Origin of the sequence: Bathymodiolus japonicus methanotrophic gill symbiont, assembly GCF_019721995.1 — a bacterium.
Classification (GTDB): domain Bacteria; phylum Pseudomonadota; class Gammaproteobacteria; order Methylococcales; family Methylomonadaceae; genus Methyloprofundus.
The window spans coordinates 1-25,760 of the sequence record NZ_BLYC01000029.1; the positions used below are offsets into that span (position 1 = coordinate 1).

At 37.9% G+C, this 25,760-nt stretch carries 24 protein-coding genes and 7 pseudogenes; 13 read left to right on the forward strand and 18 right to left on the reverse strand.

Translation table 11 applies throughout. The annotated features are described in order from the left end of the window. The 6 genes from K6984_RS22825 to K6984_RS22850 all read right to left on the reverse strand — a co-directional run. Positions 1-707, reverse strand: a 707-nt coding sequence (locus K6984_RS22825) for a hypothetical protein (protein ID WP_221897563.1), incomplete at its 3' end; no start/stop codon positions are given. Then, a complete protein-coding gene (locus tag K6984_RS22830) occupies positions 707-2,104 on the reverse strand; it encodes a hypothetical protein (protein ID WP_221897564.1) in 1,398 nt (465 codons plus the stop codon). The genes K6984_RS22830 and K6984_RS22825, both read right to left, overlap by 1 nt. Positions 2,105-2,111: 7 nt before the next feature. Then, a complete protein-coding gene (locus tag K6984_RS22835; RefSeq protein ID WP_221897565.1) occupies positions 2,112-2,909 on the reverse strand; it encodes a hypothetical protein in 798 nt (265 codons plus the stop codon). Further along, positions 2,906-4,288, reverse strand: a complete 1,383-nt coding sequence (locus K6984_RS22840; protein WP_221897566.1) for a hypothetical protein — start codon at positions 4,286-4,288, stop codon at positions 2,906-2,908. The genes K6984_RS22835 and K6984_RS22840 overlap by 4 nt, the downstream gene beginning before the upstream one ends. A gap of 140 nt (positions 4,289-4,428) precedes the next feature. After that, positions 4,429-7,626 carry a UvrD-helicase domain-containing protein gene (locus tag K6984_RS22845; RefSeq protein ID WP_221897567.1) on the reverse strand — a complete coding sequence of 1,066 codons (3,198 nt, stop codon included), beginning with the start codon at positions 7,624-7,626 and terminating at the stop codon, positions 4,429-4,431. A gap of 6 nt (positions 7,627-7,632) precedes the next feature. Beyond that, a complete protein-coding gene (locus tag K6984_RS22850; protein WP_221897568.1) occupies positions 7,633-7,938 on the reverse strand; it encodes a hypothetical protein in 306 nt (101 codons plus the stop codon). 248 nt (positions 7,939-8,186) lie between these two features. Between K6984_RS22850 and K6984_RS36530 the strand changes: the two are divergent. The 4 genes and pseudogenes from K6984_RS36530 to K6984_RS22865 all read left to right on the forward strand — a co-directional run. Continuing rightward, positions 8,187-8,486 (forward strand): annotated as a pseudogene (locus K6984_RS36530) (helix-turn-helix domain-containing protein); the annotation flags it as partial. 31 nt (positions 8,487-8,517) lie between these two features. Next, a complete protein-coding gene (locus K6984_RS34605) occupies positions 8,518-8,646 on the forward strand; it encodes a hypothetical protein (RefSeq protein ID WP_263458596.1) in 129 nt (42 codons plus the stop codon). A gap of 27 nt (positions 8,647-8,673) precedes the next feature. Beyond that, positions 8,674-8,901: a hypothetical protein gene (locus tag K6984_RS22860; RefSeq protein WP_221897570.1), complete on the forward strand. Its 228-nt coding sequence runs from the start codon at positions 8,674-8,676 to the stop codon at positions 8,899-8,901. 32 nt (positions 8,902-8,933) lie between these two features. After that, positions 8,934-9,449: an IS630 family transposase gene (locus K6984_RS22865; protein ID WP_230988258.1), complete on the forward strand. Its 516-nt coding sequence runs from the start codon at positions 8,934-8,936 to the stop codon at positions 9,447-9,449. A 144-nt stretch (positions 9,450-9,593) separates the two neighbouring features. Here the strand turns inward: K6984_RS22865 and K6984_RS22870 are convergent, their stop codons facing one another. Further along, entirely contained in the window at positions 9,594-9,950 is a 357-nt protein-coding gene (locus K6984_RS22870) for a hypothetical protein (protein WP_221897571.1), read from the reverse strand. Between the two features lie 313 nt (positions 9,951-10,263). Here K6984_RS22870 and K6984_RS22875 point away from each other — a divergent pair, with 313 nt between their 5' ends. Further along, entirely contained in the window at positions 10,264-11,430 is a 1,167-nt protein-coding gene (locus K6984_RS22875) for an IS3 family transposase (RefSeq protein WP_221897572.1), read from the forward strand. 33 nt (positions 11,431-11,463) lie between these two features. Beyond that, on the forward strand, positions 11,464-12,402 hold the full coding sequence (locus K6984_RS22880; RefSeq protein ID WP_230988255.1) for an ImmA/IrrE family metallo-endopeptidase: 939 nt from the start codon (positions 11,464-11,466) through the stop codon (positions 12,400-12,402). 879 nt (positions 12,403-13,281) lie between these two features. Here K6984_RS22880 and K6984_RS22885 read toward each other — a convergent pair. After that, a complete protein-coding gene (locus K6984_RS22885; protein ID WP_221897573.1) occupies positions 13,282-13,578 on the reverse strand; it encodes a type II toxin-antitoxin system RelE/ParE family toxin in 297 nt (98 codons plus the stop codon). Then, a complete protein-coding gene (locus K6984_RS22890; protein WP_087870275.1) occupies positions 13,575-13,823 on the reverse strand; it encodes a type II toxin-antitoxin system ParD family antitoxin in 249 nt (82 codons plus the stop codon). The genes K6984_RS22885 and K6984_RS22890 overlap by 4 nt, the downstream gene beginning before the upstream one ends. Before the next feature lie 595 nt (positions 13,824-14,418). Here K6984_RS22890 and tnpA (K6984_RS22895) point away from each other — a divergent pair. Beyond that, positions 14,419-14,619, forward strand: a pseudogene (gene tnpA / locus K6984_RS22895) (IS200/IS605 family transposase); the annotation flags it as partial. A gap of 123 nt (positions 14,620-14,742) precedes the next feature. Here the strand turns inward: tnpA (K6984_RS22895) and K6984_RS22900 are convergent. Further along, positions 14,743-15,036, reverse strand: a complete 294-nt coding sequence (locus K6984_RS22900) for a type II toxin-antitoxin system RelE family toxin (protein WP_263458843.1) — start codon at positions 15,034-15,036, stop codon at positions 14,743-14,745. A 2-nt stretch (positions 15,037-15,038) separates the two neighbouring features. Continuing rightward, on the reverse strand, positions 15,039-15,278 hold the full coding sequence (locus K6984_RS22905) for a type II toxin-antitoxin system Phd/YefM family antitoxin (RefSeq protein ID WP_221897575.1): 240 nt from the start codon (positions 15,276-15,278) through the stop codon (positions 15,039-15,041). A gap of 212 nt (positions 15,279-15,490) precedes the next feature. Here K6984_RS22905 and K6984_RS22910 point away from each other — a divergent pair. Further along, a pseudogene (locus K6984_RS22910) lies at positions 15,491-15,790 on the forward strand (transposase). Positions 15,791-16,086: 296 nt separating this feature from the next. Here K6984_RS22910 and K6984_RS22915 read toward each other — a convergent pair. From K6984_RS22915 to tnpA (K6984_RS36535), 4 genes and pseudogenes are all read right to left on the reverse strand, one after another. After that, positions 16,087-16,385: pseudogene (locus K6984_RS22915) on the reverse strand (DDE-type integrase/transposase/recombinase); the annotation flags it as partial. Beyond that, on the reverse strand, positions 16,369-16,668 hold the full coding sequence (locus K6984_RS22920; RefSeq protein ID WP_221897576.1) for a hypothetical protein: 300 nt from the start codon (positions 16,666-16,668) through the stop codon (positions 16,369-16,371). The gene K6984_RS22920 and the pseudogene K6984_RS22915, both read right to left, overlap by 17 nt. Positions 16,669-16,685: 17 nt before the next feature. Continuing rightward, positions 16,686-17,069, reverse strand: a pseudogene (locus tag K6984_RS22925) (IS6 family transposase); the annotation flags it as partial. Between the two features lie 62 nt (positions 17,070-17,131). After that, complete coding sequence (gene tnpA, locus K6984_RS36535) at positions 17,132-17,320, reverse strand: IS66 family insertion sequence element accessory protein TnpA (RefSeq protein WP_420831702.1); 189 nt, start codon at positions 17,318-17,320, stop codon at positions 17,132-17,134. 118 nt (positions 17,321-17,438) lie between these two features. On the opposite strand from tnpA (K6984_RS36535), the gene K6984_RS22930 reads away from it, so the two are divergent. Continuing rightward, positions 17,439-22,736: an ATP-binding protein gene (locus K6984_RS22930; protein WP_221897577.1), complete on the forward strand. Its 5,298-nt coding sequence runs from the start codon at positions 17,439-17,441 to the stop codon at positions 22,734-22,736. 1,134 nt (positions 22,737-23,870) lie between these two features. Here K6984_RS22930 and K6984_RS34610 read toward each other — a convergent pair. The 3 genes from K6984_RS34610 to K6984_RS22940 are packed head-to-tail and all read right to left on the reverse strand — an operon-like array spanning position 23,871 to position 24,556. Then, positions 23,871-23,999, reverse strand: coding sequence for a hypothetical protein (locus K6984_RS34610; RefSeq protein WP_263458844.1), 129 nt, complete (start codon positions 23,997-23,999; stop codon positions 23,871-23,873). Between the two features lie 3 nt (positions 24,000-24,002). Continuing rightward, positions 24,003-24,167: a hypothetical protein gene (locus K6984_RS22935; protein ID WP_221897578.1), complete on the reverse strand. Its 165-nt coding sequence runs from the start codon at positions 24,165-24,167 to the stop codon at positions 24,003-24,005. Further along, positions 24,122-24,556: a hypothetical protein gene (locus tag K6984_RS22940; RefSeq protein WP_221897579.1), complete on the reverse strand. Its 435-nt coding sequence runs from the start codon at positions 24,554-24,556 to the stop codon at positions 24,122-24,124. Before K6984_RS22940 ends, K6984_RS22935 begins: the two co-directional genes overlap by 46 nt. 116 nt (positions 24,557-24,672) lie before the next feature. On the opposite strand from K6984_RS22940, the pseudogene K6984_RS22945 reads away from it, so the two are divergent. The 4 genes and pseudogenes from K6984_RS22945 to K6984_RS22955 all read left to right on the forward strand — a co-directional run. Then, a pseudogene (locus tag K6984_RS22945) lies at positions 24,673-24,903 on the forward strand (IS6 family transposase); the annotation flags it as partial. Next, positions 24,889-25,017: a hypothetical protein gene (locus K6984_RS34615; protein WP_263458596.1), complete on the forward strand. Its 129-nt coding sequence runs from the start codon at positions 24,889-24,891 to the stop codon at positions 25,015-25,017. The pseudogene K6984_RS22945 and the gene K6984_RS34615, both read left to right, overlap by 15 nt. Positions 25,018-25,044: 27 nt before the next feature. Next, positions 25,045-25,200 (forward strand): hypothetical protein, encoded by a 156-nt coding sequence (locus tag K6984_RS22950; protein ID WP_221897580.1) that lies wholly within the window; start codon positions 25,045-25,047, stop codon positions 25,198-25,200. Further along, positions 25,166-25,603: pseudogene (locus K6984_RS22955) on the forward strand (IS6 family transposase); the annotation flags it as partial. The gene K6984_RS22950 and the pseudogene K6984_RS22955, both read left to right, overlap by 35 nt. Positions 25,604-25,760 lie beyond the last annotated feature (157 nt).

The following is a 25,760-nucleotide window of genomic DNA, read 5'->3' on the forward strand; positions in this document are numbered from 1 at the left end:
CACATCTTTTCATTACTTGTGTACACCCCTGCTACCTTAATAATACTAGGGTTAGTAAGGGCATCTTGATTTCTTGAACTAGGCCAGCCAGGAATAAATTCGAGAGAACTTTCATTTATGATTACATTGTAAACATATTGAATACGTCCAGTATTTGCATCAGCCCAACATGGGGGGTGATCTAACCCATTACCTTCTTTAATAAGTTTAGCCCTTAAATTTTTATTTTGGCCTCTGAAGTTGTTGTTGTTTCGTAATAATTCTTTCACTTTCTCTAATAGCTCTTTTTCTCCCTCTTCACCTCCAAGTAATTCGTTTATATCGATCAACTCGGTTAACTTTTTAGTAATATCTTCCGGTGAATATTTTAGTTTTTCCTCTAGTTCTTTCAGTGAGTTTAAACGATCACTTAGTATTTTATTATCTGCTAAAGTCGTTTTAAGTTTTTCCTCAGCTTTCCGTCCTCTCGTTAACTCCTTAAATATTTCTTTAGGGTCAAAGTCTTTATCTCCTGTAAATACTTCAGCTGCAGTATCTAAACTAGCTTGAAGAAGTTTAACCTCTTCTTCCAGTTCTTTTTTTTCAGAATGTGCTTTATCAACTGTAAAGACTGAAAAAATCAATAGAATAAAAAAAAGTGAGAATGCAAGTTCAGCTAGAGATGTTTCAATTATCGAGTTATTGGGCTCATCGATGAGGTCACTCATTAAGAGTCATCTCTAATTTTTTGAATTTGGATAGTTAATTCCCCATAAACCTGCGTAATGTCCTTTGCAAGTTGCTTACTAGCTTCCTCTGTAGACTTTGCAGAACCTTCCATGGAAAAACCAGCATTTTGGCTTTGAGTAATCGTTTGATTCAATACTTCATTTAACCTTGTCATAACTTTCACTAAGTCAACCGCAGTTTCATTCATAGAACCTAGGCCTGTCATATTTTGTTGTGAACTAGCTATAGTTTGAGAAAGTTCTTTCGAAAGCGATGAAAAACCAGAGATGTTTTTTTTCATTTTTTCATTACTATCGCCAAGTAATTTACTTGATTCTTGAAGTGGCATACATGCCCTAGATAAGAGGCTAGATATTTCACTTATTCGTTGCCTTAAACCTTCGAGTTCTACAGATAAATTCTGTTCAGAATCAACCTGAAGAACCTTAATAGTATCAAAACTAGCCACTATTTCTTTACTTGTAGATCCTAGCGACTTTTCATAGGCTATCATTTGGCGATCAACAGCTTCAATTAACGCTACTTCTACTTTATCAACATGCACCTGGATTTGTGATCCAGAATTTTCAAGTTGTTTTGAAAGTTTCGCATTGGTTTTGGTCATTGTTTTACTCAACTCTCCGTAGCTTTCATTGTGGCTTTTTAAGGTTTCTAAAATTTCATTAAATGATTGTTTAATTGGATCTGAAACCATGTCAGGTGATACCTTAATTCCATCAATTCTCTCCGCTAACGATTTGATTGACTTTGATATGGTTTCCTCACCATTACACATTGATTTCCTGTAATTTTCTGACATTTCTTCATTAACATTCTCGTAAGTTTCAAGAACCTTTATTAATGTAGCTTCGGTATGTGTATGCACTTTAGTAAGTGATGAAATACTCATTGATGTGAGTGTTTCAAGTTGCTCTGAAAAGGTTGCTAACGATTTTTCTATACTGTCTTCTAAGCGCCTTCGTTGTCCAGTCGCTTTAAATGAAAATGATGTGGTAATTAAACGAGCTACTAGCCCTATCACTGTAGTAACCAAAGCTGCACCAAAACTTCCTACAATAGTATTTATATCAACATTATCATTTATGGATAAATAAAAGAGTGCAGAACCTAATGAAACAAGAGTGAAAACAAACCCCATATAATAATAGCTGTCACCAATTATAGATTGCGACAACTGAGTATCCTTATTTGCTACACCAATATAGAGCAGCATTACTGTTACAGGAGCTATTACAGCAAGTAATGTCGAGTTAAATAGTACTCCTACGCTTATTAGTGTACTGCCGATAAATAGCGCAATAATGAAATGAGTCGTAATTGATGCATATTTATGTTGAACAGCCGTACGTCCGCTAACTAAACCTTCATTTTTCATGTTTACCTCAGTTAACAGTTTTAACGGATGAAACGAATCCATTATTTACTAATATATGTTGGTTCCAAAATTCGATATGCCCTCGATTTTGAAGTGAAATATTTTTTTCTCTAATGAGATAAAAAATCTGAACATCAACCCCTTCAAGTAATGGTTGCATTGCCAGCGCATAAGATGTTTTTGAGAACTTTGTATAATCCATACTGCCTAGATAATGCGAGTATTGTTGTGTATGGTGGAGCATATCTGAAACAATTATTAAACGTTTGTTAATTGCTGGGCTATCTAAAAAGGTATTCACTGAAACAAACTTTATCATCTCAAGAATTGGGGATTGAATAGCTGTATGAGCCACCGTCAATTCATCGACAGCAGTTGTAAAGCGGTTATAAAACTGATTTTCCCAGTTCTTTTTTATTCTCCTCTTATTAGATGTTAGTTCACTTTTATTACTTCCATCTCCAGGATTACAAACACTAAATTTTTGGCTCCTCTGACCAATGGTTTCATCAAGAACATAAAGTGAGAAACGTTCATCAGTAATAGCCGAAGATAACATGAGTTCTATTTGTTTTTTAATCCTTAATGCTTGTGTCTCATTAAAATTATCAGTTGCATCAATAATAACAACTGTCTCCCTGGGTACCTTTTTATCTATTCTGCATGCAGTTTCAGAGTCGCGTTTTACCGTAGGCTTAACATAAAAATAAAATACAGAAATTCCGACTACTAATAATAAAATAACAGACCCTAGTAAAATAATTCCTTTTCGGTCTGCTTCTTGCTGTCTCTTTCTACGACTCATACACTTGCCTTTTTATTTACGATGTCTTGGTATTGCTCTCTAATTACAAGTAATTTTTGCCTGATTCCACTCAAATCTTCGGCAAGTCTCTCTCTATCTTTATGTAGTTCATCACGCTTACATTTATAATCAAACTCTAACTCTTTATAATCCAAACTTGCATCAATCGGTTGTTTGAAAATTATAGGTTTATCTGAACTTCTATTAGCCACATTTACATCTCTATAAAGTGTAATGATGTATTTTAGAGCCTTTTCTAAGTGCTTATGATATGACTTCAAAATTGTTTTTTGCTGTTCAAAACCACTAGCAAAATCGTTTACTTGCTTGCTTTTTAATTGGACTGATTTAAAACAACTAGCGAGATTTTCTACAAAATATTCATGCGCCTCTTGTATAGTGTCATCAGCACTACTCTTATCATCAGATAAATAACCATATTGCTTATCTCGCTTTCTTGCCAAAGAACCGTATCCAGGATAGACATCATCAGCCTTATAGCCTTTATATACAGCACCTAAGTAAAAAAGAATACCTAAAAGAAATAACAACCATGATTTCACATCCGAGATAGATAGTATTCCTTCTCTAAATGTTTCCACTGCCTGTAAAGCTGCGTTGTCAGGGTCAAGTATCATAGCTGTTCGATAATGCGAAACTAATAGATTAAGTATAACGGATATTATCATTCCAGAAGAAACTCCAATCCAGCCGACTACTACTTTCCAGTGTTGGTAATGGTTCTTATATCGTAATGCAAATGCTCCAACAGCCCCACCAAAAAAAACATTAAAAAGAGATATTATTAGTGCGGTACTAACACCGCCAATAAGTCCCGCATCACTACCTTCTGCAAAAAAAACTCCGTTTAAAATCGATTCTATGATGATTGCTATGATAAAAAAAGCATACGTTGAATATTGGCTATCGGGATAGTGATGCATTCGCCTAAGTTCATTTTTTTTCTTAAAAGAATGTAAATCATCACTTACCGACTGATACCTTTCCTTTTCTGCGCTAATACCCTCCAGCTTAGTACTTAATTTAGAAGATAAATGTTTGTCAAATTCATTAGATAGCTCATAAGCTGCATTTATTTCCTCTTTAGCGCTTAACATTAAAATAGCATCACGAAGGTGTCCCACAGATTCTTCTGCTCTATTTTGTGCTTGAAGCATGTCGTTTTCTAGTTTTGAACATAAATTCAATTCATTTGAATCCGGTTCACGGGCTGTTGAATCTGGAATATTTTGACGAGCGGCTTGTTTAGCAATGGCTTCTACATCTAGTTCGAGTGCTAATTCATCATTATTATTTATAGGTAATTCAACTGGCTTATAGATTGATAAAACCGTTTTATTTGCATTATTTTTGAACACTAATAAAGTCTCAATTTATTAAAATTTAGAGTAAATATTACACAGCATAAAATATTTCTTGAAGATAAACCCTCATTACTTAATTGTGTAAACCCTAGTATACCTATGTAGCAGACTATGTAAGTAGCTAATTAATTGAATTAGCTACTCTCAGTATACCTACACCCATTTTTTGAGTAGTTACTACACCCATAAAAATCACCGTTTTTCCCTTTTTTCAAATTCATAAACCCACCACATCGAACACATATCCGAGGGGAAAAATCACATAAGTGACATGAGTGATCACCTGTCGTTTTATTTGTCTGAATAATACCTACGAAACACTCAGGACAAGAATTAACAGGCTTAGTATAAGTACACCCTGATTTAAAATTAGAGCAACCGTAAAAGAGGCCATAGTTTCCTTGCCTGATACTGACCAACCCACTGGAACAATTAGGGCAATGCTCAGGAAGAATTTTATTAGACGTTACATGTAAAACCTCTTCTTCATATTCATCACTTAGAATTTCTTTGCTAAAAGGGGAGACGTTTGATTGGTCACCTAAAATGAAAATAGTCTTTTTTGCCCTGGTTAGCGCAACATAAAATAGCCGTCTCTCTTCTGCTTGCTCAAACTCTTCGCCATCAGATAACACTAAATCAATAACGGGGTCATCTTCTATATTTGATGGAAATCCATATTTACCACCTTCTAATCCTAATATAACAACAAAATCAGCTTCAAGGCCTTTTGATCCATGTACTGTCATTTGTCTTAGCGTTAGGTTGGTATGCTTATCTTGTAGTGTTTTAAAGTTTTCTAATAACTTAAATCTATACCTGGCTAGAATTAATACACTAGCATCGTCTTGTTTCTCTGTAATTCGCCGTAAAATATTATCGACAGTGTTATGAATATCATTTACATCCCAAAACAGTAAAACAGGCTTTTCTACAGCCTTTGTTAGTGTCTTAATTTCCTTTTTTATTTGATATGGATTTGTTTCTACAAACTTCTGAGATACGTTAGATATTTTATCGCTATATCGAAAAGAGTAATCCAGCTTTACGACCTCTGAAAATCCAAAGAACTCAGAAAAGTCTCTAAAAATTGATATATCACTACCTGAAAATCTATTGATAGATTGCCAGTCATCACCTACTGCAGTTAAAACACAGTCCTCTTTTTGCTTTAACAATGACTGTATTAGTTCTGCTCTTGCCACTGAAATATCTTGAAACTCATCAGCTAAAATAAACTTATAAGGCGACTTGTACTTACCTGACTTTACATAGTTTGTTGCAAGCTCAATCATGTCATTAAAATCTATAACGCCCTTTTCTTTTTTAATCTGTTCGTATCGTTCTAGTGTTGGTTCAGCAATATCTATAAATAATTGTGACCGCTCATCATGCAAAGCCCTTTCGCGTAAAGTAGCAAAGCTATGCTTGTTAGACCTCACATGATTAATAAAGGTTGCCATAATCTTAGCAAATGTTGAAACTCGCCCTGAATCCTTTAACTGCTTAAGTGCCTCTTCATAAGGCATTGGGTTAAGCGCTATATCATTTTCTTTTAATATTCTCTCTAGACTTTCAAGTAAGTGACCTTCACTTCTCATCCAGCTAAATGTTTCGATTAACGTCGTATCATTTTCTTGGTGTAAATTACGTTTCCACTTAATTCCTTCATTATATTTTTCTCTATCAATGAATGGAGCGGTATTTCCTTTCTTATCTATTCCAAAATGCTCTAAATATATTTCATACTCTGGCAAGTAAAAATCAGGGTGATATTGGCCATACTGCTCAGTCGCGGTATCAAACTCATAAGCACGCTCGTACTCATAGTCGATTCCATTTATAAATAAGAAATTTGCTATTTCAAGTTCTTCAAAACTTTTTACTCTTTCCGCATTCTTCAGCGTAATTAAAGTTTCTCTTATGGGCAGTAGATTACTATCATAAATATAATTATTGTATTCGACTTCATTCTCAAAATCGAAGTCACTTTTATACGTTGAAACATGATAAACAAAGAATTTAAGTAACTTTGCATACAACTCAACATCTGTTACTTGTTCTTCAATAATGCCCCAAATCAACTTTTCTAGTGCTAAGGAGCTTTGTTCCCAAGGTGCTAATGATGGCTTTTTATTCGTTGATTTAGCAATGATTTCTAAGCCTAAAGAATGAAATGTTTTAGCCTTAATATCCTCTAGTTGTAATTTCTCATATACTCGCTCTTTTATCTCAGTGGCGGCTGATTTGTTAAAGGCAACTAATAATATTTCATCCTCAAAAGCTAAGCCTTTTTTGACTAAATACCCTGCTCTGGCAACCATGACACTTGTTTTTCCTGACCCCGCACCAGCAATAACTAAATTAGCCGTTTCATTAATAATTGAAGCCTCAACCTGACGTTCTGTTAGAGGGTTCTTTTCAACCTCGGAAAAAAAAGAATGGTACTTATTTTTCTCATCTTGCATAAAAAGATGATTGTGCTTACCTCTAACAAGCTCTCCTTTACTTTCAAGCAAGACTACAAAATCAAAAACATTACTACAAACTTGATCTTCTGGTGGTCTGTCGAGATAAGTAAATGAATGACCAAAACTAGAAATGTCTATGAGTACCTTATCTAGCGTTATTTTTTTGAAATACTGATCTTTTTTAGGGTAGTTATGAAAAGCTTCACAAGCCTCTAAGAGTTTTTCATAGTAATAAATTTCAAATAAGGATCGTGATAATAGCTCATGAAATTTCCGTGAATGCTTTTTCGGAATCCCTGTGAAGTTTAGATTTTCACCCGTATTGAGAGTTATTTGTAACCTACTCCAAATGATCCCTTCGGATAAAGAAACATCATCTATTGCACTCAATCCAATTAAATTATTTTCCCCATTTTTTGTATGGCTGGATAATTTTGTTTTATCGAGATTGATCTCTTTATGTTTAGTGACATTAAATAATTTCGAAAAATACCCTGGAAACAATGATTTCTCATACCGTCCAATAAACTTAACTTTTGCTAAAGATTTAAAATTTGGGGTTTCCGGTAATTTTTCATATTCTTTAAGTAAGATCCGTTTGTCTTCTTTAGAGATGATTTGCTTACTTATATTGGGTATTCCATCACCCTGCTTAGTCACCGTAAAATTATCTTTATTTAACCAAGTTCCTATTACTACGGTTATAAGTAATACGTGTGGCATTGCTGCAATTAAACAGATAGGGTTTAAGCAAAAACCAAAAAACAAAAACTGATTTAATACCATAACAACAACAAAAGTACCCGTATACATTGAAGCCACTTCTTTTGTTTTTTCTGATAGTTTTTTAAACCACTCCATTACAAACTACAATTCGCAATTTGGTTTGTATTCATTACCAAGATAAGTACATTTACCGTTGTATTTAGCATTACATCTAGCCCATGCAGCCTTATATTGATTTGCACAATCTGAATTTCTTTTACCTTCTATATTTAGATCGCAAGTAGGCTTATATTTTTTACCTAAAAACTTACATTTTCCATAATAATCAGCATTGCATTCAGACCATGCATCTTTATACTGTTGTTCACAACTTTTCCCAAAATAAGATGTGTCTGCATTTGCATTGCTAGCTATTCCTATCAGAATAACCATAATTAATTTGTTCATTACTTATTGCCTTTTATATCTAGATAGCTGACTCAGTATTTTAACTTAATTTGTACCAATAAACCTTAGAAATGGTACTAATACCAATCCCAGAATATTCATGCTGTAATTAGATTATAATTAATCTCCCCCTTACTATTTAGATAAAGAGAGCCAAGAAAATAGCACGTCCAAGAAAGTTACCAATAGAACTGCAAGATTATGATTTTCATGATTTTGCACGAAAAGAAAAACATTCCCGTACTCGTATTCGCTGGTTAGGAATGGCACACCTACAAGAGGGGCGAGAATACTACGAGGTTGCACAATTTTTATGTGTCAGTACCGAAACAGTTCAAAAATGGGTCAAACGATTTAAAGTCTCTGGACTTGATGGGCTTAGAGAATCACCCCGAAGCGGGGCAAAGCGAAAGCTTAAGGAGAATCAAGAAATTGATTTTAAAAATGCAGTGATTGCACTTCAAGAAAATCGTTCCGGTGGTCGAATAACGGGACATGATATACAGCAGTTACTTGCAGACCAGTTTGAAGTTAAGTGTTGTCTCAATAGTGTATACAACCTTCGGGGAGTCGCTATTTTTGCGAAAGCTTGTTTTGGGCATCCCAGCCCAAGCAAGCAGCAAAAACTTAACGCGACCACTTATGCCTCCGGCGGCCCCGATTCGTCCTCGTCACCTCGTCCCGACCCAACAAGGGGTCGGAACATAGGCTCCAAATGACTTGACGCCGTGTCGGATGGCCTTTTATTTTGTCTCCACCTTCGCTAACGCTCAGACTCCGACAAAACAACGGCCCTACGGCTATCGCGGACTAAAAATCATCACTTCGCTTAGGCTACGTTTCCCTGATTTTCAGCGAATGAATCGATTAGATTTAGTTTGGATAACCGTTCGATCAAAACACCCGCAGCAAAGCCAAGAAAAACAAGATGATTTTAAAAAAAATTTAGAGACAGTGCAATAGACTTATTACCAAACGATATTGATTTAACTCAGATCGAGGTATGGTTTCAAGATGAAGCGCGAGTCGGACAGCGCGGTACAGTCAGTCGTATTTGGGCAGAAAAAGGCACACGTCCGCGTATTGTTCAGCAACAACAATTTACAGCCGCTTATATTTTTGGTGCCGTCTGTCCAGAGAATAGCAAAACGGCGGGGTTAATTATGCCAAAAGCGAATACTGAAGGTATGCAGCACCACCTTAATATTATTTCAACGACGGTAACATCAAGTAAACATGCTCTACTTATTGTTGACCGCGCTGCTTGGCACCTCACTGAAAAACTTGATATGCCTACTAATATAACGATAATGCCGTTACCTCCTTATTCACCAGAGCTCAACCCAGTCGAGCAAATTTGGCAACAATTACGACGGTCAGACTTTTCAAATCGGTGTTTTGAAGATTATGATGAAATTGTATCGGTATGTTGCCAAGCATGGAATAAGTTTGCGAAATGTGCTGAGGCTGTTCATAGTTTATGCTCACGTAAATGGGCATTGTTGGAGTAGGAATTTATTGGGATTGGTATAACCTACCGTCTCTCTTTTATTCTTTTTATTAGCTTCTAACTGAGTTGACCTTGGTTAACGCTTACAAAATCACTATCACAACCATTATGGTATTTTTAACAAATTATTTATTTAAAAAACATTCTATTTTATTCCCTCTAAAATCTCTGCAACCCACGTTACAACGGACTCTTCCGTGTGTCGGTCTGCATCATAATTTACGCGATAAGTATGATTTTTACCAGGTATTTTAATGTCTTTTAACGCTTTAATCTCTGGAAATAAATGCTGATTAAAGTTAATCTCTTCCCCTGGTTTACTTGCATCACTCAATGCTTTGCAGCATTGAATATCCCACTCACTCATCGGTAAAATGTATTGCTTGTTATCGTTCTTGATTCGATTGGCCCAGCCATCCTGAGAACAGCTGTCATCTAATTCAGATAGCACCTTAGCCGCCCGTAAAAATCTGCCATCATGTTGTGTGTAACAATTAATCACATCTGTTTGCTGATTTTTTACATCCAGTTCTTGCCAGGTAACAACACGATCTATTTTTAAATCAATAGCAAGTGATCCTAAAATAAGTACTTGTTTATGATGCGGTGATCTAACATCTCTTATCCGTGCAATGGCTTGTGTTATTTCATGCTCTCGTGTCTGAGCTAAAATAGCATCTGTATATGGGTTATTAAAATATCGACCCTTTCCTCTCGATCTTTCTCTATCTATAATCCCCCAGCAAATCCAGACAAGAAATCAAAGCAATCTTATTCCAAATTAGTTACTATTTGTAAAAAATTGGAGTATTAAAATGAGCAGAAAAAGAACGGTCTACAGTGCTGAATTTAAAAGCAAGTTGGTATTAGAAGTTTTAAAGAATGAAAAAACACTGCAAGAAATTGCCAGTGCAAATAACATCACACCTAAGAACCTACAAAACTGGAAAAAAATATTCTTAGACAATGCAGAAATAGCAATGGAGCCCTCCAAAGCCGTTAAAGATTACAAAGAGGATCTATTAGCAGCTCAAGAACAAAATGAGATGCTCACAAAAATCGTAGGAAAAATGACGGTTGAAAAGGAGTGGCTCGAAAAAAAGCTAAAAAGCTTGGACTCATCTGATAGAAAACAGTTGATTGAGCCCAAGCTTAACACTCTACCTCTAACACAGCAGTGTGCATTATTAGGATTAAATAGAAGCAATCTCTATTACAAAAAAAGAGAGAATAAAAAGAAAGAAGAGATCAAAACTCAGATTAATCACATTTTTAAAGACATCCCTATTTATGGTGCGGCTAAAGTACACCAGCAGTTGCTTGAGGATGGTTTTAAAGTCAGTTTAAACACGGTGGCGAGTTATCGGCAGCAGATGGGCTTGAAAGCCGTATTAGCGGTAAAACAAGTCAATACAACGATCCCCATAAAAGAACATAAAAAATATACTTATAAGCTTAGAGATCTTGATATATCACACGCTAACCAAGTTTGGAGCACAGATATAACCTATATTAAAACCAAAGAAGGGATGGTTTATTTAGCGGCGATTATTGATTGGCACTCAAAAGCAGTGCTCGCCCATAAAATATCAAACACAATGGATTCTTTTTTAGTTATGGATGTATTAGATGAAGCGCTTTCTCTCTACGGAACACCTGAAATTTTTAATACGGATCAAGGTAGTCAATACACCAGTGAAATTCATACCCAACGACTAAAAAACAAAGGCATCACTATTTCTATGGGTGGAAAAGGACGAGCAACGGATAATATTTGTATTGAACGGTTTTGGCGAAGTGCAAAATGTGAGCGTATTTATTTAAATGAATATGGTTCAATTAGAGCGTTAATAGAAGATGTTGATGACTATATTGAGTTTTATAATCATCAACGGTTTCATGAAACCCTGGACTATAAAAAACCAATGAATGTATATAGAGAAAGTATTTTAGCTAATGAACAGCAGAATGAAGCGGCTTAGGAATATGGAATAAGGATTGTTGAAAAATCTGTCTTGACTCTTTGGGGTGCTATACAACGTACTTTACCCGACCTTAGACAAGTTCCAGATCATGTACCATTAAGTTCTGATTTCTTTGCCGTGCTTGATGATGTGCTTCGTAAGCAGGATTGGTATCTTGAATACCTGCAGGAACAAGGTGCTGAAAAACTGGCTTTTGTCGGCAAATATCCCTTTAGTCGTCAACTAGAGGTAGAAGCCATTGCGACTAATATTGTAGAAACTTTAGATTTAACAGAGCAGGAGAGGAAGCAGTGCAAAGATTCTAAAGACTTCTTTTCCTTACTCAGCAGAAAGGCGGAAAAAATCGGTATTCTGGTTTTTAAAAGTAGCATTGTACAAAGTAATACTGGAAGAAGTTTATCTGTCAATGAATTTCGGGGTTTTGCTATTGCTGATCCTTTAGCACCTTTAATTTTTATTAATGGTAAAGACAGTGAGGCCGCCTGGATATTTACCTTGGCGCATGAAATTGCCCATATCTGGTTAGGTGAAAGTGGTGTGTCTGATATACCTGTAAAAAAGCAGCCTGACAATAATAAAGTAGAAGTATTGTGTAACCGTATAGCTGCTGAGATACTCACTCCTCGTAAACAGTTTTTAAAATCCTGGAATGAAACCAAGATGCCGGATTTTACGCAACTGAGTAAATATTTTAATGTCAGTCAGTTAGTGATTGCCCGTCGCGCATTTGATTTGGGAAAAATTAACTGGCAAACATACCAGGATATTGCCGAAAAGAGCAAAGCACGCAAGACTGCAGGTGGTGGTGACGCTTATAGGAATTATCCTATCAGAAACAGTAAGCGTTTTACTAAAGCAATTGTCACCCAGGAGATGAGTGGTCATACCATGCTACGAGAAGTCGCTAGTTTATTAAATGTTAAGCCGGATACTGTGATGGAACTCAGCAAACGTTTAAGTTTACAATGATTGAAAAGACTGGCTACACCCATGAACTAAGTAATCCACAATCCAAAAAACGCATTTTAATACCGGATGCCGCTAATGCTATGCAGGTTGATAGTATTCAGATATACGATTTACTCAGCCAACACGCAAAAGACAACTTCACTTTTAGCTTATAAACAACCAATATCAGGGAAGATGATGTCAGATAAAAAAGTCACTGCCTACCAAGGACAGACAGAGAAAATAAGGTTCTGTCGCAATAACTATCCTGCTAAAGCGATAAACTGCTTATAAGCAGGCGTATTTTCCTTAGACAATTTGATAACTCTACAATTTGACACTCACTAGATAGGGAATATCTACGCTGTTTAGAGATGTAAAAAAACAAGTGTATTATTAACTCCGTCATAATCACCAATAATCTTCTTCAAATTGCCATGATTCTACGTAAATAGAGTTAATAAACGCTGTAAAAAAACTAAAGGGCTGAAATTGTTAATAAATCCCCTGTTAAAGAATGGCTTTAAAGATCAGGGTACGGACTACGGCAGATTTTAGAGGTAATATTTAGTTTCCATTTTGCCACCGCTTACCTCCGGCAATGAAAAAGGTTCTGTCGCAATAAGGTATATACCAAAACTACTTGAAGGTGCAGGAATTACCCCGACCGTCATTCCCGAGGGTTTTCCCGGGAATCCATGTATATTCAATAGATCCCTGCTAAAAGCATGCAGGGATGACGAGATAAAATAACCTGCATCTTGATTTCGTTTGGGTATAGGTACAAAAATAGTTTCTAACCAGTTTTTTTTAAAAAGGGTTACAATATTTTAAAATTTAATATCACAATAGTGTAATTACATAATTACACTTGTTATTTTAAGCCTGGGTTAATACAGACTAATGATCTAAGTGGTTTGGTACGTCCATTTTTTTATGCAAAATACGAACAACGGTAATAGAATCTTCATTGCTTAAATAAATAATCAAATGCTGCTTATGACCGTTAATTCTAATAGGCGGTGTAAGTTCTCTTCTCTCATGAGAAAGTTTGGGGTTAGTCGCTAAGAACTGACACTTTTCTTTTAAGCTCTGAAGGTATTGTTCTGCTTGATGTTTACCATGCGCTAGAAAACCAGAGCGATAAATATCAATAAGATCTTTCTCAGCTTCTTTAGAAAAGAAATACTGACTCATAACGCATGAGACTTAAGACTCTTACGCGCTACCTCAATAATTTCATCAAATGACTTCTCACTTATTCCACTATCTAATCCTTTAGTAATGGCAGCCTGTAACGCCAGTGTCTTATCGTTTTTGATTTGATCTTGTCGAATTAAATCACGAACATAATCACTGGTGTTTGCATAAACTCCAGTACTCACTTGAGATTGAACCCAGTTTTTCATTAGATCGGGAACCGAAATATTCATCGTAGCCATTTCATTACCTGCTTTAAAATAAGATAGTGCTATTTATGACATACTTTGGCAATCTTTGTCATAATTTTTTTAAAAATAACTAATTTGCAACTAAGCCTATTAAATGGTTCTGTCGCATAACCCAGCCCTGACGCATGAAATAAAACCCGCATACAATACCAAGGTATTGGCATAAAAAGCCATTTTATATTTGCTATATAATGCTTTCCTATCCTAAATACTACCCCCAATAGAAATCATGAGTAAAGTTAGCAAACGGCCTAACCGAGAAGCGCGCAAAGCGCATAAAAAAAGAGACGGGGAGTCGCTATTTTTGCGAAAGCTTGTTTTGGGCATCCCAGCCCAAGCAAGCGGCAAAAACTTAACGCGACCACTAATGCCTTCGGCGCCCCAGACGTCCTGCGTACGTGCCACTTCGCCATTACCATCATAAACTCGGTGCTGGCTTCGTAACACTCCCTCAAATGACTGGACGGCGTTTCGGAATGCCTTTTATTTTGTCTACACCTACGCTAGCGCTACGATTCCGACAAAACAACGGCCCTACGCCTTCTGGGGACTACCAGCCCTCGCGTTCGCTCTCCATGGCTGGCAGCGAGGGCGAAGTGCAAGAAAGCTTTTTGAAGAATTTCCAGAATTAAAAAAGCGGTACTGGGGGAAGCACTTTTGGGCTAGGGGTTACTTTTGTGTCACGGTAGGGCAAATGACTGAGGAAATGATAAATAATTATCTTGAGCATCATTTTGAAGCTAACCCGAATGACAATTTTAAAACAGAGTATGGAGAGCTGAAATAACAGGGCTATTTGCCCTGTATCCCGACTTTCAGTCGCCAGTCTCTCTAACCCACCCGCTTTTAGCGGGTGGGTGTTTAGTTTTATCATAGATGTTATATTAAATTAAAATATATAAATTCTATTCTAAATATCTAAAAAACTAGAATTTTTAAGTAAATGCTCAAAGGTTTTGTAGACCGTTTCTCTTTTCTCAATAATTGCAATTAGTAAGATTTCTTCTTGGAGAGTGTAAATCAGCCTAAATTTACCGACACGGATTTTTTTGAATTTACTGTATCCTTGTAAGCTTTCACCACTGATTAAATCTTTTCTTAATTGAATTATGACATCTTTGAGCTTTTTTGCTGTTTTGATTTCATTTTTTGCAAGCAATTTTAACTGTTTTAAAGCTTGCCTGGTTAATTTGTAATCTCTCATTTTTAGATGCTATCAAGTAAATCCTCTGTTTCTTTTTGAGAAGCGAACCCCTCTTTTATAGCTAATTCCGCCGCTTTTCCATATAAAATATCTTCTAGTTTTTTAAGTTCTTTATATCTAGCAAAAGAAATAACAACAGCAACTTCCTTATCTTGTTTAGAAATACTAACTGGCTCATGGGATACAGTAGAAAGCATAGTGCTAAAGCCCTGCCTAGCTTCTGATGATGTCATTGTTTTCATTGTCTGCATACTCTTTTAAATAATAGACTAAATGTACAAAATACCTATCGGTTTGTACATTTAGTCTATTCTATTTCTTGTTTATGTCAATTTAATTTTCTGAAATTCAACTGTCTTGCTACAAGGAGCCAGTTGAATTTATTTTCCATTCGCAAGGTTAAAACCTTCGCCTTTCAGGCGAACAGATTTATCTCAAATATTACAATCTAAAGATGGATTATCATTATGGCAGTCATACAGTCTACAATATTGAATATCATTTTGTTTGGGTAACAAAATACAGATACCAAGTTTTAAAAGGTGATATCAGCTTGGGTGTAAGAGAGTTGGTAAGGAAAACTTGCGAAGCATTTGAAATCAATAGGTACTAGGGGAAGCACTTTTGGGCTAGGGGTTACTTTTGTGTCACGGTAGGGCAAATGACTGAGGAAATGATAAAGAATTATCTTGATCACCATTTTGACGCCAACCCGAATGACAATTTTAAAACAGAGTATGGAGAGCTGAAATAACAGGGCTATTTGCCCTGTATCCCGACTTTCAGTCGCCAGTCTCTCTAACCCACCCGCTTTTAGCGGGTGGTTGTTTAGTTGAAAATAGTTACAATGTAAGTAACTACTCAGCGTAAATAATTAAAAAAGTTCTTGACAGAGTTTTAGCCTTATTTTTGTGGTTTTTAGTCTCCTGCAGAATAGCCCTCAAATAGGCCATTTATTGGTCCTGTCTTAATAGTCAGCCGCATGATGCTTTTAAATGGTTCTGTCGCAATAATCATCAAAAGCGCAGACCTCCTAGTATTCAGGCATAACTATCCTGCTAAAGCCATAAACTGCTTATAAGCAAGAATATTTTCCTCAGACAATTGTCCCTTTCGGATCATATGTGCCGTTTCAATTCCATCAATGTTGCTTGAGCGGAGTGAAACGCTTTAAAGCCCATCATTGGCTTTGTTATTTTTTTGATAAATCGATGATCCTGTTCGATGATGTTATTCAAATATTTAACCTGTATTATGTCGATCATAGTGGCAAACCCAGCGAGGATTAACAAGAGGTTAATATTGGCTAATCCTGCATAGTTAGCGCCACTTTTATCCATAACGACCTTCGCTGCCAGCCATGGAGAGCGTTAGCGAGGGCTGGTAGTCCCCAGTAGGCGTAGGGCCGTTGTTTTGTCGGAATCTAAGCGTTAGCGCAGGTGGAGACAAAATAAAAGGTTTCCCGAAACGCCGTCTAGTCATTTGAGGGAGTGCTACGTAGCCTGCGCCGAGTTTACGATGGTGTGGCGAAGTGGCACGTACGCAGGACGGCTGGGGCGCCGAAGGCAATAGTGGTCGCGTTAAGTTTTTGCCGCTTGCTTGGGCTGGGATGCCCAAAACAAGCTTTCGCAAAAATAGCGACTCCCCTAATCAGGAAAGCCATTATTGTTAATCGTTTGTTTGAAAAATGCGGTTGCAGCCTCTTCATCACGGTGCTCAGAAAGCATGAAATCAAGCGTATCACCGTGACTATCAACAGCTCGGTATAAATAGGTCCACTGTCCCTTAACTTTGATATACGTTTCATCCATGCGCCACGATTTATTGGTTTCTCGTTTCTGAGATTTAGCGTTTACAGCAATGTCAGGAGAATAACGGATAACCCAACGATTGAGCGTAGCATGATCCACTTCAACACCTCTTTCTTCCATAATTTCTTCAAGGTCGCGATACGAAACACCATACCTGACATAAAAGAAAACAGCATAAAGAATGACATCTTTTGGAAAGTGAGTGCCTTTGAAGCTGAGCATATGATCCACCTTTATATTGAAATTGAGAATTATGATAGCAGATAACGTCGGGAAGGTGGGAGTTATGCGACAGAACCCCATTGGCTGGTTTGTTGAGCTGACGAACAGGACGAACTGAATTTCTTTTTGTAATAACTAAAGATATGCGGCTTGATATCATGCGCTTTGCAATACTCGGACTGCGTTAAACGGCTGGCTCGCCATTGCGGTATGTGCTCTTGCATAGCTGCCATATTTTGAGATGGACTCATAAATACCTCTGGAGTTAATTGGAGGTATTATCTTGCCCTTTTTTAAAGGGGTTTAGAATGTGTGGTTTAATTGACGCTTACAGACATAAAACATTGTAGGTTTTTAAAACCATATTGAATGACAAATAGTATTAAACACACGCAATTACCCAGAGTTGGATACACATACCAAGATTTTATGTGTATCCAACTATTAGTGGAATGGTTTCATAATCCGGATAAATATCAGTGGGTCTGTATTGAAGGAACAAAAACTGAGGGCAATTTCAAAGGTCTTGACGATATTATTGCTCTCAATAAAGAGGGGTATTACGAACTTTTTCAAGTAAAGTTTACAATAGATTCTAAACGGGAGGACTTGAAACTTAGTTTTGACTGGTTATTAGATAAAACTAAGCGGGGCACATCATTTTTACAAAAGTGGGAAAGTGATACTGCAAAATATAATGCAGAAAATCTTTTATCTATTGCAGCCTTAAAAACTAATCGTATTCCTGACAATGAAGTTGCCAAGTCCCTCCATAACAACAAAATTAATATTGATCTAATCCCAGAAAGGTATTTAGAAAAGATAAAAGAACAGCTCGAAGGGTACCAAAAAGCCAAGAAATTTTTTGATATCTTTACATTTGATCATAGTCAGCCAGAAATAGAGGATCTTGAAAACAAATTAAAAGATGAGCTGATACCAGATCACTGCCCTACTGAAGAAGGATGGCTCCGCTTTTTAAAAGCTGTTGAAAGATGGGCTACACGAAAAAATGAACCTGCCCCTGTTGGAAAAATTAAAATTGACCATATACGAGAGCTTCTAACAGCAGGTGTTTCTCGTTCAATATCTCAGTTTTTTGAAATCCCAGAAGGCTATACGCCTCCTTCGGAAGAATTTCATTTGGATATTCTTGAGAAAATAAAATCAACTGGTTGTTGGGTTATTTCAGGACTCCCTGGTATGGGGAAAAGCACTTACCTCTCCTATTTGACTGAAAAAATAATAGAACAAGACATTCCTGTAATTAGACATCATTATTCACTATCTGCGCAAAGCGTGATTGATAGAGTTTCTTATCCTAATGCAGCACGCTCTTTGCAAAACCAATTACAGCTATTGTTCTCTTCACTGTTCATTTCTCGTGATTATGATCTGGAAAATCTCGACGAATGGATAAGAATGGCTTCAGATGAAGCTAACCAACAAAGCAAAAAATTAATTGTAATTATTGACGGGCTGGACCATGTAGGAAGAGAGCGTCCAAACATTAGTCAACTTGGACATTTGATAAATAGACTCATACCATTACGTGACAAAATTTGCCTAATTTTAGGAACACAGCCGGTCAGTGACACGCATCTTCCCTCCTCACTGACCTCTAATGTGCCTAGAGATCAATACTGGCTAAATTTACCACTAATGGATCTGAGTGCAATTAAATGCTGGATAGAGGGCCTATCAAATAGCAAAAAAGTCACCTTAATCGGAACGGAGGATTATAAAGCAAGAGAACTGGTCGAAATATCTGAGGCATTTCTTAAAGTTTCGGGTGGGTATCCTTTGCATTTAATTTACTCAATAAAAAGCCTCACATCATATAAGAAACATTTAAATAAATACGACATAGAAAGACTTCCAACTTGTCCAGATGGAGACATTCATAACTATTACGCAACTTTGTGGTCTAACTTATCCGCAAGCGCAAGAGAAATACTTTTATTAATTGCCTGTGTCGAATTTCCTTGGCCTAACGAGAATAGTATTGGTTCCTGCTTTCAAGATAGTCTGCTTTTTAAAGAAGCTTTTCACGAGATACAGCACCTAGTTGAAAAAAGGCGCAGTGGAATTATTCCTTTTCATGGAAGCATCTTGGTTTTTCTTAAAAACAAGCAGGAATACCAAGATTCCCTCAATGAACTATTACTAAAAGTACAAAAATGGTTGGCAGAGTCCGCACCTGAGTATTGGCGATGGGGTTGGGAATGGATAGTTGAAGCAAACTTGGAAGAAGTAAAGCCTCTGATCAACGGGATTAACCGTGAATGGTTAGTAGAATCTTTTTGTAAAGGTTATCCCTTACAGCATATTGAACATATTATCTCAATGGCTGAAAAAGTTGCGCTTGAATATAATATGTTTCCGGAATTGGTTGGCCTACGCCTTATTAAGATCAGGCTAATAAATGGTCCAGAATACCAGCTACAAGAATATGATGAATTTTTAAAATGTGCGCTTAAATGGAATCCTGAAAGCTATGGGCTTTTATGGAGAGCAGATAACTTACGGCTACTTGATGATAAAGAAATTCCAGTTGTATCTCTTCTCTTTAAAGACAGAGATAACTTAGTAGCTGAAGATTGCCTAGAAGAAGTTTTGAGACGGTTAAAATTTTACGCCCGGATCAGGGATTCATCACAAAGTGACAAAATTGATACATTAACCAATGCCGTTATTGACATTCTGGTTAATATTTCTAGTCTGGATATAAGAAGGATACTCGCCTTTCTAAACCAGCTGAGAGACAAAGAAACTTTCTTTAAAAAAACACTCAATCAGTTAGTTGTAGCTGGAAATGGCCATTTAATATTGGAGATTCCATCATCCGTAGTACCTGATGGATTTAAATATCTGTATTGGGATTATTTCGTATTGGCATGCTGTAACGAAGGGATAGAGCTTACCAATCGTCCTGAAAAAAATCAGATTGGATCAAGCGCACTGGGAGTTATCGCTCTATTGTTAGAAAAGCAGTCTATAGATACCAAGCTTCTGGAAAAACCTTCGCTTCCAGATAAGCATGAAAATGCCACTGATGACTACTTTTATAACCTTTTCTTTATCTCTTTAGCTAAACAGTTAGAGAAAAAGGTCAATATAGAGAACCCCGTCAATGTGTCAGTTGATAGCGTAGAATTATTTATCAGTAAGGCCTCATCCGCTTTCAAATATGCGGCACACTATATTGCCACAAAAGTAGAAAAAGAAGATGGCATAGATATTTTTGAAATATATAAATTAATCAAGCAGGCAAAATTACCTGCTCGTAAGGAATGCGATTTTGATAGCACAAGAATTTGGCATTTTATTTCCAAAACACTTACCCGCATATCCTTGGATATGTACCTCTTGCTAAGCAATACCAGAAGCCTTAAAAAGCTAAATTCGGAATCTTTTGAAACATTGAAAGATAATAGCTGGTGGCATTCTCAATCTTGGCTGGAGCAGGCAAACTACAAATCCATACATATTATTCCAAAAGAGGTTTCAGAACAGGAAATCCGAACCTCTTTATCTTCTTTAGTTGCCAAACAGGACAACACCTCAAGGTTGGCAAACGATAGCCTTGACCTTGCAAAGTTATCCTGCTTACTAAGTTTAAACAAAGAAACGCAACAGTGCCTAAAGTGGGCAGCTCAACATACATTAGGATATGGGTGGAGAAAAGATACTACTTTCAGTGAACTATACGAAGCCATGGAGGCATGCTCTGAATATGGTGTAGGCAATATCCCTGATTGGTTACGCCGTGTAGCCCCCTTTACAAACGATATATTTGATTATACAGAGAAGGAAATCAGGCATATTCCTGGCTGGTATATAGACTTATTGGCAAAGCACTCTCCTGAAAGATTAGTTGATGAGTTTGACTATCACTTAAGCAACCAAAACTGGTCTATAGCACACGATATTTTAGAAAAATTTGTTGAACATTTCCCCCTAAACACTCCTGCCGAACATGCTTTTTTACGATGCCTTACTTCTTATGAAGCTCTATCAAAATTAAGAGATAGAGCGGAGAAAAACCCTTCGTTGTCGCCACTCTATAAATCACAATGCGATTTTCTTGGAGGGTTTCCTCCCGCACCAAAAGAACATTCTTCAAATTCTTTTGAAGAAAAGAATATCGATATAAAACCAGAAACTTACCCGCCAGAGCAGTTAGATGATCTAGATGAAGAACTTAATGATAGAGGTCTCTACTTGGCAGATGAGTTTCTTGAGTCTTGGATATCCTATTGGGTAGAACAAGATCGTGGCCTCGATGTCATTAAAGCGTTTGAAAAAGTTTGGAATGACGAACATAGCGACTCAATACGTTTGGGACGCAGCCTGCATGTCATATTCTCAATAAGCCAGAAGCTTCAAGGAACAAAAAAAGCCTATCAATGGGCTATTCGGGATATACGTACAAATAACCATTGGGGACGATGGTCGGGGTCAAGGGCCGAAGAATGCTTAAATAAATATGCAAAGATTTATAAATCCGATTGGAAAACTCTTTTAATTGATACAACAAAGGGAGAGCTCATAACACTCAGAAGAAACGAATGGGTTGTTGTTCCTACGAGCCAATTAGTGAGCTATTTGCTATCCGCCGAACAACCTGATTTAGCTTGCCGCATAACTGAGGTGATGTTAGAAAGCCTGGAAAATGAAATTGCACACCTTCCTATCTCATCCCTTCATTGGTATGAACAGCCAGTGCTATCAGATCAAGTCGCTTCCCGTTTGCTGCTTCTGTATTCTAAATGGCCCGACCGCTTAGCGCGTTTAAGGACAGCAAATGAATTTTCTCTTCTGCTTAATAGTAGTCCTGACTTTAGAAAGCTGTATTTGGAACATCTAGGAAAGCAAAATTACGAGATTGAAATAACAGACTTACTATCAATTCTTCTTTTAACAGAAGGGCAGATATTTTCAGATGAGGAGTTACTGGATTTCATTAAATACCCTTCCATTCTTTCTGATGAAATATTACGCAGGCTTGGATATAAAGATGACGATCAAAGAGAAATAGCTTGTTATCACTCTAAGTTAACTTCTGATAGTTACGTTGAGTCAGACAGGTTTGAAAAATCAAAAGACGGAATGGCTCCAGTTTACTTTGGTATTATAAATGAATTGGGTGACCGCTTGGGTTATCCTCTCTACCAGCATATGTCATCTGAGTGGGATATAATTTCTACTAGACAAGATTTCTTTTATTTTAATCCTTACGATTTTTGTGGTGATCAGTTTTATCGGCAAGACAGGATTTCATGCAGTTTTTCTACTCAGATAGAAAGTGTTGTACTATCAGCTTATCTAAGAACACTTTCTTTTGCCTATACTAACTTAAAAGCATCGTATGATGAGGTTTCCGCCTTAGGACTTCAGGTGGCTCCTTTTGGTGGGCTTTGTAGCTCATTATTACCGTCATCTAAACCTGATAATTGGCCTATTATATCAAAGTTAAGTAAAGAAGATGAGCTTCCAACTAACTCGGACCTCTCAAACTACCTAGATGGCTTGATAAATTGTGAACCAATCATTCTAAGAGCAAATGGCCCAGTTTTACACGATCTTTCAGGAGTTTGTTATGATCTTGAGGTTAGTTTTGTTTTTGATGTAGATACCCCAGTGGCACAATCGGTGTTATCTTGAATGGGGGTGTTTTTATGTAGTTTATTCATACTTTTTAGCAGAACAACTAGACTTTCTTGAAATACATGATATAATGCACTTGTAGTATTGGAAAATCTTGTTAGATGCTCTGTGTTGTCCTCATAGTTGTCTAGCAATTAAAGCCCTATAAAGAATCTCCCGGCTAAAGGTTTCATCTTTATAGTGCGTAGTAAAAATAAGTCCTGCTCCCCATTAATTTATTTTGATGGGGAGCAGGACTTATTCCATATATCTATCTGTTTCTCACAGCTATTATATAATATAATAGCTACTTTATTTTGGATTGCAAGTCTTTTTCAAGATATTTTAACACTTATCCCAAAACCAAGCCTCCTGCCCCACTTATATAAAAACAGACACCGGTCTAACCCATGCCGGCTTTGCGGTTCTGATGTATTGAATTAATAATCCCCCGATTAGATCTCTTCACCTGCTCTACCCACTCAAAAAATATAGTGAAGCCTGGAGTCCCCTCGTGTTTGCTGGAAAGGGGGACAGATGAATAAGTTGTGTTATATAAACAGTTTATCTGTCCCCTGTTTTTATAAATACGTGGGGTATAGGCTCTTGCTCTGTAATAAACTCACAGATGAACCTTACGGCATAATTAAGTCTGTACGACAAAGCCACCAAGGACACCTGTTGGGATGTAAAGCTAGAGTGAGATATGCTCGGATAGCGGGGGAGAGTAGGTCTTGCTTTATGACTCGAGTGAGCGGCATACCTAAGGGAGGGATAAATAAAGTATGCTTCAAAGATTCGGGGACTGCTCTCGATAGAGTGGCAGAGGTTATCGAGATAGCTACATTCGCTGAAAATCCTGGAAACGGAGCTTTAGCGAAGTGAAGATTTTTAGTCCGCGATAGCCGTAGGGCCGTTATTTTGTCGGAGTCTGAGCGTTAGCGAAGGTGGAGACAAAATAAAAGGCCATCCGACACGGCGTCAAGTCATTTGGAGCCTATGTTCCGACCCCTTGTTGGGTCGGGACGAGGTGACGAGGACGAATCGGGGCCGCCGGAGGCATAAGTGGTCGCGTTAATGTTTTTGCTGCTTGCTTGGGCTGGGATGCCCAAAACAAGCTTTCGCAAAAATAGCGACTCCCCGAAAGACTATTTATTTCCTTCGCTGAAAATCAGGGAAACGTAGCCTAAGCGAAGTGATGATTTCTAGTCCCCGATTATCATTCAACAATACTCTTCGCTGTTGATACGTACCATTTGCCACCGCACCTAGTTTATTCATTCTTTAACTACGCATCCCCTTGGCAGCCCTAACAATCGCTGTCAGCCCCGGACGGGCTGATAGTCTCCAGAAGGCGCAGGGAAATTTGCCAATCCGAAGTGCGCGATAGCGCGCGAGGGAGGCTAAAATTTTATCCCGAATAGTTGTAGAGCCATTTGTGGTAGCCATGACTGAGCTGCTTTGTGCTCAGTCTGTGGCGGACGCAGGGCGGCTGGAGCATCTCCTATTCGCTGCGTAGGTGAACGAATTACGGCGACAGGAGTCCCGGAATTTCGTGAGGTAGCATGGCGCGCCTGTTGTTGGGTCGGGACGAGGTGACGAGGACGAATCGGGGCCGCCGGAGGCATAAGTGGTCGCGTTAAGTTTTTGCTGCTTGCTTGGGCTGGGATGCCCAAAACAAGCTTTCGCAAAAATAGCGACTCCCCCGCTGTCAGCCCCGGACGGGCTGATAGTCTCCAGAAGGCGCAGGGAAATTTGCCAATCCGAAGTGCGCGATAGCGCGCGAGGGAGGCTAAAATTTTATCCCGAATAGCCGTAGAGCCATTTGTGGTAGCCATGACTGAGCTGCTTTGTGCTCAGTCTGTGGCGGACGCAGGGCGGCTGGAGCATCTCCTATTCGCTGCGTAGGTGAACGAATTACGGCGACAGGAGTCCCGGAATTTCGTGAGGTAGCATGGCGCGCCTGTATGTCAGGTATGGCGTTTCGTATCGCGACCTTGAAGAAATTATGGAAGAAAGAGGTGTTGAAGTGGATCATGCTACGCTCAATCGTTGGGTTATCCGTTATTCTCCTGCCATTGCTGTGAAAGCTAAATCTCAGAAACGAGGAACCAATAAATCGTGGCGCATGGATGAAACGTATATCAAAGTTATCGGGGAGTCGCTATTTTTGCGAAAGCTTGTTTTGGGCATCCCAGCCCAAGCAAGCAGCAAAAACTTAACGCGACCACTTATGCCTCCGGCGGCCCCGATTCGTCCTCGTCACCTCGTCCCGACCCAACAAGGGGTCGGAACATAGGCTCCAAATGACTTGACGCCGTGTCGGATGGCCTTTTATTTTGTCTCCACCTTCGCTAACGCTCAGACTCCGACAAAACAACGGCCCTACGGCTATCGCGGACTAAAAATCTTCACTTCGCTAAAGCTCCGTTTCCAGGATTTTCAGCGAGGGTCAGTGGACCTATTTATACCGAGCTGTTGATAGTCACGGGGATACGCTTGATTTCATGCTTTCTGAGTACCGTGATGAAGAGGTTGCAACCGAATTTTTCAAACAAACGATTAACAATAATGGCTTTCTTGATAAGGTCGTTATGGATAAAAGTGGCGCTAACTATGCAGGATTAGCCAATATTAACCTCTTGTTAATCCTCGCTGGATTTGCCACTATGATCGACATATTACAGGTTAAATATTTGAATAACATCATCGAACAGGATCATCGATTTATCAAAAAAATAACAAAGCCAATGATGTGCTTTAAAGCGTTTCACTCCGCTCAAGCAACCATTGATGGAATTGAAACAGCACATATGATCCGAAAGGGGCAATTGTCTGAGGAAAATATTCCTGCTTATAAGCAGTTTATGGCTTTAGCAGGATAGTTATGCCTGAAGACCAGGAGGTCTGTGCTTTTGATAATTATTGCGACAGAACCAGGTATATTAATCACCATCGCAGGAGAAAACCATTCTCACCACATTGTTAAAATTACGATAACCTAGTGTTAAAGCCAAGTACCATGTGGTATTTAGAAAAGCA